General features: G+C 57.7%; 9 protein-coding genes. 6 read left to right on the forward strand and 3 right to left on the reverse strand.

What is annotated here, in order from left to right:
- From ACEQU8_RS10445 to ACEQU8_RS10470, 6 genes are all read left to right on the forward strand, one after another.
- A partial coding sequence (locus ACEQU8_RS10445) for a histidine phosphatase family protein (RefSeq protein ID WP_370263419.1) occupies positions 1-567 on the forward strand: 567 nt, incomplete at its 5' end.
- 79 nt (positions 568-646) lie between these two features.
- Positions 647-1,891: a serine hydroxymethyltransferase gene (gene glyA, locus ACEQU8_RS10450; protein WP_370263420.1), complete on the forward strand. Its 1,245-nt coding sequence runs from the start codon at positions 647-649 to the stop codon at positions 1,889-1,891.
- 15 nt (positions 1,892-1,906) lie between these two features.
- A complete protein-coding gene (gene nrdR / locus ACEQU8_RS10455) occupies positions 1,907-2,416 on the forward strand; it encodes a transcriptional regulator NrdR (RefSeq protein ID WP_370263422.1) in 510 nt (169 codons plus the stop codon).
- Between the two features lie 6 nt (positions 2,417-2,422).
- Positions 2,423-3,589: a bifunctional diaminohydroxyphosphoribosylaminopyrimidine deaminase/5-amino-6-(5-phosphoribosylamino)uracil reductase RibD gene (gene ribD / locus ACEQU8_RS10460; RefSeq protein ID WP_370263423.1), complete on the forward strand. Its 1,167-nt coding sequence runs from the start codon at positions 2,423-2,425 to the stop codon at positions 3,587-3,589.
- Positions 3,590-3,630: 41 nt separating this feature from the next.
- On the forward strand, positions 3,631-4,260 hold the full coding sequence (locus ACEQU8_RS10465; RefSeq protein WP_370263424.1) for a riboflavin synthase: 630 nt from the start codon (positions 3,631-3,633) through the stop codon (positions 4,258-4,260).
- A 105-nt stretch (positions 4,261-4,365) separates the two neighbouring features.
- The gene (locus tag ACEQU8_RS10470) at positions 4,366-5,196 is read left to right on the forward strand and encodes an HDOD domain-containing protein (protein ID WP_370263425.1); all 831 of its coding nucleotides are present in this window, start codon (positions 4,366-4,368) and stop codon (positions 5,194-5,196) included.
- Positions 5,197-5,255: 59 nt separating this feature from the next.
- On the opposite strand, the gene ACEQU8_RS10475 is transcribed toward ACEQU8_RS10470, so the two are convergent.
- The 3 genes from ACEQU8_RS10475 to ACEQU8_RS10485 form a co-directional block, all read right to left on the reverse strand.
- On the reverse strand, positions 5,256-6,023 hold the full coding sequence (locus ACEQU8_RS10475; RefSeq protein ID WP_372521240.1) for a DUF3047 domain-containing protein: 768 nt from the start codon (positions 6,021-6,023) through the stop codon (positions 5,256-5,258).
- 47 nt (positions 6,024-6,070) lie between these two features.
- The gene (locus ACEQU8_RS10480; protein WP_370263428.1) at positions 6,071-7,441 is read right to left on the reverse strand and encodes a TIGR04283 family arsenosugar biosynthesis glycosyltransferase; all 1,371 of its coding nucleotides are present in this window, start codon (positions 7,439-7,441) and stop codon (positions 6,071-6,073) included.
- A 9-nt stretch (positions 7,442-7,450) separates the two neighbouring features.
- Positions 7,451-8,251, reverse strand: an 801-nt coding sequence (locus tag ACEQU8_RS10485) for a magnesium transporter (protein WP_370263429.1), incomplete at its 5' end; no start/stop codon positions are given.

Here is an 8,251-nt window from a genome sequence, read left to right on the forward strand (position 1 = left end):
GTGTGCTCTTCCGATCTGGCCAAGCGGCTGGCCAACGCCATGCAGGCCCTGCCCTATGACCATTGCGTCAGCAGCGACCTGCAGCGCGCGCACCACACCGCGATGGCCATTACCGGCGCAGCCAAGCCCATCCAACTCGACCCAAATTTGCGCGAGCGCAACTACGGGCATTTTTCTGGCATGACCGGCGATGAAATGCGCGCTCATTGCCCGCAAGAGTTTGCCGGGCTCATGCAGCGTGACCCAGAATCGCCGCTGCGCCATGGCGAGAGCCTTTTGAGCTTTTACCAGCGGGTGATTGATGCTTTTACCAGTCATCTGCAAGCTCACATTGGGCAAACCGTGTTGTTGGTGGCCCATGGGGGTGTACTCGATTGCATTTACCGGCATTGCATGGACGAACCCTTGCACACCCCTCGGCAATGGGCGCTGCCCAACTGCGCGATCAACATCATCGACCGCAGCCCCCAAGGCGATTTTGAAGTCGTCACTTGGGCGCACACTGCGCATTTGTCTGACGACCCCAACACACCCAGCCTGGATGAGGTGGACGGTCGAATCGCCTGAGTGGCAAGCTCGACCAAAACCCCTGAAATCATTTAGAATAGAGGGCTGTTTTTGAACCCTTGGATTGTTGGAAATTCTTATGTTTAACCGCCAAACCGGCATCGCCCAAACCGACCCCGAATTGTGGTCCGCCATTGAACTGGAAAACACCCGCCAGGAAGACCACATCGAGCTGATCGCGTCTGAAAACTACGCCAGCCCCGCCGTGATGGAAGCACAGGGTTCACAACTCACCAACAAATACGCCGAGGGCTACCCAGGCAAGCGCTACTACGGCGGCTGCGAACACGTTGACGTGGTCGAACAACTGGCCATCGACCGCCTTAAAAAGCTGTTTGGGGCCGAGGCTGCCAACGTGCAGCCCAACTCTGGGTCGCAAGCCAACCAAGCCGTGTTTTTTGCGTTGCTGCAGCCTGGCGACACCATCATGGGTCTCTCCCTGGCCGAGGGCGGCCACCTCACCCATGGCATGCCCCTAAACATGTCTGGCAAGTGGTTCAACGTGGTGTCGTATGGCCTGAACGAAAAAGAAGAAATCAACTACGAGCAGGTTGAGCAACTGGCGCGCGAGAAAAAGCCCAAGCTCATCATCGCCGGCGCCTCGGCCTACGCCCTGCGCATCGACTTCGAGCGCTTTGCCAAAATCGCCAAAGAAGTAGGCGCCTACTTTATGGTCGACATGGCCCACTATGCTGGCTTGATCGCAGCGGGTGTGTACCCCAACCCCGTGCCCCACGCTGATGTCTGCACCTCGACCACACACAAATCCCTGCGCGGCCCACGTGGCGGCATCATCCTCATGAAAGAGGCCATTGCCAAGCAAATCAACAGTGCGATTTTCCCCGGCATTCAGGGCGGCCCCCTAATGCACGTCATCGCGGGTAAAGCTGTGGCTTTCCACGAGGCCTTGCAGCCCGCATTCAAGGATTACCAGCAGCAAGTCATCAAAAACGCACAGGCTTTGGCTGAAACTTTGGTGGCACGCGGCCTGCGCATCGTGTCTGGCCGCACCGAAAGCCATGTCATGCTGGTTGACCTGCGAGCCAAAGGCATCACTGGCAAGGCCGCTGAAGCTGCCCTGGGCAATGCGCACATCACCGTGAACAAAAATGCCATTCCCAACGACCCCGAAAAGCCTTTTGTGACCAGCGGAATTCGCCTGGGCAGCCCGGCCATGACCACCCGTGGCTTTAAGGAAGAACAAGCCCGCCAAGTGGGCAATCTGATTGCCGACGTGCTTGAGAACCCGGAAGACGAGGCCACACTGGCCACCGTTCGCGCCAAGGTGAAAGAACTCACCAGCCAATTCCCCGTGTACAAGTAAACCGCCAGGCAGCCCATGAAATGCCCGTACTGCGGTCACGCCGACACCCAAGTGGTGGACTCCCGAACCTCTGAGGAAGGGGACACCATCCGGCGGCGGCGGCAGTGCGGTGCCTGCGGCAAACGCTTCACCACCTACGAGCGAGCCGAACTATTCCTACCGGCCATTGTTAAGAAAGACGGTTCAAGGGCAGAGTTTTCCCGCGACAAGCTGCGTGGCAGCCTCATGCTGGCCTTGCGAAAACGGCCTGTTGGGGCTGAGGCCATCGACCAGGCGGTGTCGCGCATTGAAGAAAAGCTCTTGGTGAGCGCCGCCCGCGAGGTGGACACCAAGTTCATCGGTGAGTTGGTGATGGAGCAACTCAAACAACTCGATACCGTGGCCTACATTCGCTTCGCCTCGGTGTACAAAAGCTTTGAAGACCTTCAGAGCTTTTCTGAAGAAATTGCCCACCTCACCGCCCCCACTGAGGCCAACAAACCCAAGCCTGCCGTGCGCAGCACCAACAAACCCCGCAAGGCTTAAACGCCTATGCCAGCCTTGCACTACAGCCCTCTGCGCCCGGAAGACGAAGGTTTCATGCGCCAGGCGCTGGCCTTGGCCTGGCAGGGCCAATACACCACCACCCCCAACCCCCGCGTGGGCTGTGTGTTTGCTCGGCAGGGCCAGATCATTGCACAAGGCTTTCACCAGCAAGCAGGCCTTGGCCATGCAGAGGTGCAAGCCATGGCCGATGCCCACAACCGTGGCATCAACCTGGCGGGAAGCACTGCTTACGTTACCCTGGAGCCCTGTGCACACCACGGGCGCACGGGCCCCTGTGCCGAAGCATTGGTGACCACTGGCGTTGAGCGCGTGGTGGCGGCAGTGCTCGACCCCAACCCTTTGGTGGCAGGCAAAGGCATGGCCATTTTGCAGGCGGCTAACATTCAAATCAGTCTGGGTGCTGCACATGCTGAGGCCCTCTACATTAACCGTGGCTTTTTTAGCCGCATGGTTCGAGGCCGACCATGGGTGCGGCTCAAGGTGGCCGCCAGCGCCGACGGCACCACCGCCTTGAACAATGGCACCAGCCAATGGATCACCAGCCCCCAGGCCCGGCAAGATGGGCATCACCTGCGCGCGCAGGCCTGCGCGGTGCTCACAGGCATCGGCACGGTCAAGGCGGACAACCCGCAACTGAATGTGCGCGGCATCGAAACACCACGCCAGCCCTTGAAAGTGGTGGTAGACAGCAAACTTGAGTTGCAAGCAAGCGCCCAATTGCTGCACGCCGGGCAGGTGCTGGTGGCTCACACACAAAGCGCCCCGCCCGCCTGGCATGCCACCCATCCCAACGCATCCAATATTGAATTTGTCAACGTGGCCCCAGTGGCGGCAGGCTTGCACGATGGACCGGTTAAGACCGACCTGCACAAATTGCTTAAACTGCTTGGCCAGCGCGGCATCAACGAGCTGCACCTGGAAGCGGGTTTCGGGCTCAACGGTTCTTTCTTGAGCGAGGGATTGGTCGACGAGGTCGTGCACTACATCGCACCGCTGTTTCTGGGCCCCGGCCAAGGCATGTTTCGCCTGCCCACCCTGGAAACCCTGCCCACCCAGACCCAATGGGCACTGCACAGCCACACCGCCATGGGCCCAGACCTTAAAATGGTGTGGATGAATACTCACTCACTTGAGCAAATCACCACTTTGTAATTCAAGGCGCGCCAGCGCCAACACTTGGAGCAGTACCGACCATGTTTACCGGCATCATCGAATCCATTGGCACCATTGAATCTGTTAGCCCTTTGCAAGACTCTGCATGGGCTGGCGTTCGTCTGCAAGTGCATGCCCCCACTCTGGATTTTTCCGATGTCAAGCTGGGCGACAGCATCGCGATTCAAGGCGCATGCATGACGGTGGTTGACATGCGTGACCAGCGCTTCTGGGTGGATGTATCCCAAGAAAGTCTGTCCAAAACCGTGGGGTTGAATCAACCGGGCGAAGTTAATCTTGAGAAAGCGATGCGCCTGTCAGACCGCGTAGGTGGCCACTTGGTGAGCGGCCATGTGGATGGCTTGGGTAGCGTGGTTGACTTTTCGCCCGTGGGCGAAAGCTGGCATTTGCAGATTCGCGCCCCAAAGGCACTGAGCCCTTTCTTCGCCTACAAAGGCTCGGTTACAGTCAATGGGGTCAGCCTCACCGTGAACAAAGTGGACGACCTGGCAACCGGCGAGTGCGACATACACATCAACCTGATTCCTCACACTGTGCAAATGACCACCCTGAAACATGTGCAGGCTGGCACCCCGGTGAACTTGGAAATTGACCAAATTGCACGTTACTGCGAGCGGATCGTGCGCACCATGAGCCTCAACAAGGCTTAACAACGTTAACTTAAATTGATGCCTTTTTGGGCTTTTAATTCACCTTTGTACAAATGGGACAGGTCGGGATACTGAACCGATACCACCACCAAAGGACACGCCCAAATGACCACCACCGTTGACCGACTTGTTGACAGCGTTCGCGCGCTTCCCTCCATCCCCAGAGCGTTGCAGGAAGTCATGGATACGCTCAACAACGAGGAGGCCAGCGTGAGCGACATTGTTGACCCGCTCTCCCGCGACATGGCGCTCACCTTCAAGGTGCTACGCATGGCCAATGCCGCGCACTTCGGGCTACAAAAGCAGGTGGCATCCATTGACGATGCCATCCATTTGGTGGGCTTAAATGCAGTGCGCACCATGGTGATTTCTTCCGGGCTCATGGGCGCGTTCGATGAAATTGCCGGGTTCGACATGAAACGCTTTTGGCGTTTGTCCCTGTTGTCGGGTCTGATTGGCCGCGATATTGCAAAGCAGTGTGGCGAGCATCCAGAGCAAGCCTACACGGCCACGCTAATGCATGGCTTGGGCGTGCTGGCCCTGCACCGAGCCTTCCCTGAAGAATGCCAACAAATCGACCGCAAGTGCAAGGACACCACCCCCCAAGACCGGGCTCTGTGCGAGATCGACGGCATTGGCATACACCATGGGCAGGTGGGCGCTGAAATTGCCAAAAAATGGAATCTGCCAGAAACCGTGGCACAAGCCATCAAGGATTATGCCTTCCCGCAGGTGCAGTCCAGCAAAATGTCTTTAATCGCCTTCGTGGCCACGGCCTTTGCCATCGACCTTGAAGATAAAAAATCAATCGAAGAACTTGGTGTAGGCGTTGCACCGCATATTTTTGGAAGCCTGGGCTGTGCGCGCGAGGATCTACTCGACATGGTTGAACGTTGGGTCAGCTACCGCAATTCAACCGATTTGCTGGTGTCGTAATACTGGCGCATTGAAGGTAACCGGGGCCCCTCGCCCCTGTTGCCCTCGCTCTGCACCAACTATTTGGCCGCGATGCTTCCAAACAAGGCAGCGGCCCTCGATTTGGTGTTGTCAGAATCTGCGCCCAAGGCAATGCCAGTGAACTTCACCGGGCCATCGGGCAATTCTTTACCAAACGCCTTGCGAGCATCCGCCTGTACGTCGCGTTGCTCCCGCAAAAGCTCGCCCCCCGGCAGCACATCCCTCAACACAATGTTTTTCACCCGCTCGGTATAGGGGTTATCAAACACCTGCCCCACAGCGGCACCAGGTGTTCCCCAGACGTAGCACAAAGTGGCTGCGGGCAAAGGCTCGCCCGAGAATGTGCGCGCTGCCCCCAAGGCCAGCCGGGTGCCCAAGCCGAGTCGTGACTCATCAATTTGAATGAACACACACACCTTGGCGCCAGCGTCGTCGCCCTCTTTCGTCTTCAAGTTGGCACCGGCTGGATGCGTCAACACCTGCCAATCCCATTGCAGCTCATTGAAGACTCTTGGGGCGGCAAACGCGTGCACCAAGGTGCCATAAGCCTGTATGGCGTCGGCCTGCAAGACAGTTTGCTCGCCTTTTTGTAGCAGAGTGAACTGGGTGTGGGCCTTGATGTCCGGGTGATACTGCGCCTTCCAAGACGCAGGAATTCCTGCCTTGGGATCCACAGGCCAAGGCGTGACCGGGTTGGCGACTGCCAACGCGCCTGATGGCGCAAGCAGCGCGCACAGGGCCCAAACTCGCCATTTTGTCCAAGCCGTGTGTGCTCGGCATTTGATCGATTTCTGCTTGCGTTGCATGGCCTCTCCGAAGGATAAAAGTAGTCAAGTGCTGAATCAGGCCACCATCAGACCACGGGCCTGCCATAACGTTCAGCCCAATTGGCTGGAATGTGCCCCTGCTCCAAGGCCTTTGCATAGTCGGCAGGCTCATCAATGTCGATTTGGGCGGGCAACCATTGCGCCCGGCTGTTGCAGGTTGCCAAAGCTTGCCGGGTTTGCATGGCCACACTGGACGAGCCCCAATTGATTTGCCCAGAAAAAATAGCAGGCTCGCAGCGCGTGCAGGCCAGCGCCACATACCCTCCATCCAACGCTGGCACAAAAGCCAAGCCCGTTCGCCGGGCTTTTTTGACCAAGGTGTTTAAATGGCTGCGCGTAAATTGCACCGCGTCAGGCCCCAACAACACCACAACCTCACTGTGCTTCAAATGGGTCTCAACCGCAGCCTGCATGCGTTGACCCAAGTGCCCTTGGGGCTGAACGCAGCGCGTCACCTCCCGCCCTTGCAGCAAGTCATCCCATTGAGCTGGGTCTGCGCCATCGGTCCACACCACCGTGGGCACGCCATGCAGTTTGTCTAGCGTGCTCAGCAACAGGTAACGTGCAAATTCGGCGCAGCGCTGTGCACCAAGTAGTGGTTGCAGGCGCGTTTTGACTCGCCCAGGCGCAGGGTATTTTGCAAACACCGCCACGGTGAGTGCCTGTTTTTGGCGCGCATCGGCATATTGGCGCGCCAACTCGGCGGCGGGCACGCCGCGCCAATACAAAAACCGAAAACGCCACATCAACACGATGGTGCGCCATGCGCCCTGCGTGTCCCAGCGCCTGCCCGAGGTTTCAACTGGATCACGCACCGCCACAAATTGTTGGGCTGCAAGCCGTTTTAAACGCTTACACATTTCCACATCTTCCATCAGCGGCTGCTCGGGGAACCCCCCGACCTGCTTAAACAGCTTGCTGTCGATGAAGAAGGCTTGGTCGCCTGTGGCAATTTTGCTCAGTCGCGAGCGAAAGTTCATGAAACAAGCCACCACTGGCAACCATCGGCTTTTGCCTTGAATACGCACATCAAAGCGCCCCCACAGGGGCTGGCCTTGGTGGCAATGCCATGCCTTTAAAGCACTGTGCCAAGCCGCAAACGGCAGCGCGGTGTCTGCATGCAAAAAAAGCAAGATTTCGCCACGTGCCACAGTTGCACCAGCATTCATTTGCCGCGCACGCCCCTTGGGGGCTTGTATGGCAGTAATTTGAGAGTGTTCGCTTAATCGCTGCAAGGTGGGCAAACTGGCATCTGTAGAACCACCGTCCACCAAAATCAATTCATCGCAAGGCCGCAACAATTGGCACAGGGCCTGAATTCGAGGCGAAAATTCATCGTGGTGAGGATCAGGCACCTCGTTGAATACGGGCACCACAATACTGACCGAGCACTCCACACAGCCGCCTTAAAAAAACACCGAGGCCAAGCCCAGGAAAATAAAAAAGCCCATGCTGTCAGTGGTAAAGGTGAGCAGCACCGAGGAGCCCATGGCCGGGTCGCGGCCCATTTTTTCCAGGCCCAGTGGCACCACCACTCCAATGGTGGCAGCCACCAGCAGGTTGAGCATCACGGCCAGGGTCATCAAAATACCCAACATGACGGCGTGGGGCGAGCTGTAATACAACGCTGCTGTGGCCAGCCCGGCCACCCCTCCCCACACCAAGCCGTTCAGGCCAGCAATGGCCAGTTCTTTTTTAAGCAGCAAGCCGATGTTGCTTTTGTTCACCTGGCCCAAGGCCAAAGAGCGGATCATCAAGGTCATGGTCTGATTGCCCGAATTGCCTGCAATGCCCGCCACGATCGGCATCAAGGTGGCCAGCGCAACCACCTTGGCGATGGTGCCCTCAAAGGTATCTATCACACGGCTGGCAAAAAACGCAGTGCACAGATTTAAGCCCAACCACAGCCAACGGTTTTTGGCCGACTCCCAGACTGAAGCAAACAGGTCTTCTTCATCACGCAAGCCCGCACTGGAAAGCAAATCTGCTTCGCTTTCTTCGCGGATCACGTCCACCACCTCGTTCACGGTGAGTCGGCCAATCAACTTGCCCGAGGGGTCCAACACGGGTGCCGACACCAAATCGTATCGCTCAAACGCCTGAGCGGCTTCATAGGCATCGTCCAGGGCTGACAACATCAGCACCTCACGGCTCATGACCTCGCTCACCAGGGTTTCTAGTTCGTTCACCAGCAGACGGTCCAGCGG

It is taken from the genome of Limnobacter sp. (genome assembly GCF_964228395.1).
Taxonomy (GTDB): Bacteria; Pseudomonadota; Gammaproteobacteria; order Burkholderiales; family Burkholderiaceae_B; genus Limnobacter.